Source organism: Paracoccus endophyticus, from assembly GCF_003286075.1.
Taxonomy (GTDB): Bacteria; Pseudomonadota; Alphaproteobacteria; order Rhodobacterales; family Rhodobacteraceae; genus Paracoccus; species Paracoccus endophyticus.
Genome location: NZ_QLUV01000050.1, coordinates 1 through 1050, shown reverse-complemented (window position 1 = coordinate 1050; position 1050 = coordinate 1). Strand labels below are relative to the sequence as shown.

Annotated in this window: 1 protein-coding gene; it reads right to left on the bottom strand. The window is 62.8% G+C overall.

Annotated elements, in window-relative coordinates; all coding sequences use genetic code 11:
* Positions 1 to 54: 54 nt before the first annotated feature.
* Positions 55 to 987, bottom strand: coding sequence for an IS5 family transposase (locus DPQ23_RS15185; protein WP_112875594.1), 933 nt, complete (start codon positions 985 to 987; stop codon positions 55 to 57).
* Positions 988 to 1050: the final 63 nt, after the last annotated feature.

Sequence of the window (1050 nt, the reverse complement as noted above, 5' to 3'; positions counted from 1 at the left end):
GGCTCTGTTGCACAAATCGGGTGATGGCCGAGGTTGCCCTTCTCCCGGTCAGAGCTATCCCACAGCTTCAGTGACAGGCATGCCGAGGGCGGTGTAGCCGTTCAGGACGGCGATACGGACCTGAAGTTCGGCAACCTGGCGATCGAAGTCCCGTGCCATGAGCCTCTGGCCCAGCAGCTTTACACAATGCATCTTCGTCTCGACGCGGCTCCTGCGGTGATATCCGCTCCATCGTCGCCAGAGGGCGCGTCCAAGGTATTTCGATGCCCGCAGCGCCTCGTTTCGGGCCATGGCTCCGGCGGTGACGGTCTTCCACAGCTTCGCATTCTTGCGGGGCGGGATGACAGCGTGAGCGCCGCGGTCGGCAATGGCCTTGTGGCATTTGCGTGTGTCATAGGCACCGTCGGCAGTGACACTGCCGATCTGCTCGTCCGCCGGGATCTGGTTGAGCAGATCTGGCAGGACCGGGGCGTCACCGATGTGGCTCCCGGTGATCTCAACAGCGCGGATCTCCAGTGTTTCCTCGTCGATCCCGAGGTGGATCTTGCGCCAGACGCGTCGCTTCGGGCCGCCATGCTTGCGGGCATGCCACTCACCTTCGCCCTCGACCTTGATTCCAGTGCTGTCGATCAGCAGGTGCAGCGGGCCCTTGGAGCTACGATATGGGATGTTGACGGCGAGGGTCTTCTGACGGCGGCACAGCGTGCTGAAGTTGGGCACCGACCAGTCAAGACCGACCAGGCGCAGCAGACTCTCGACGAACCCGGTTGTCTGCCGGAGTGCCATGCCAAACAGCACCTTCATCGAGAGGCAGGTCTGGATGGCGGCGTCGCTGTAGCTCTGCTGGCGGCCACGCCTGCCTGACGCCGCTGCCTCCCAGCCCATCTCGGGGTCGAACCAGATCGTCAGCGAGCCGCGGCGCTTTAGCGCTTCATTGTAGGCCGGCCAGTTCCTGGTCTTGTAGGTCAGGCGTGTGAGTCTGCTCATGCCGACCAGCTACCATACCGGACTCACGACATGAATCACGGAAGGGATTTGTGCAACAGAGCC

What these genes read in the sequence shown, in the direction of transcription:
- DPQ23_RS15185 (WP_112875594.1), bottom strand. Translation starts at nt 987, where the DNA reads ATGAGCAGACTCACACGCCTGACCTACAAGACCAGGAACTGGCCGGCC.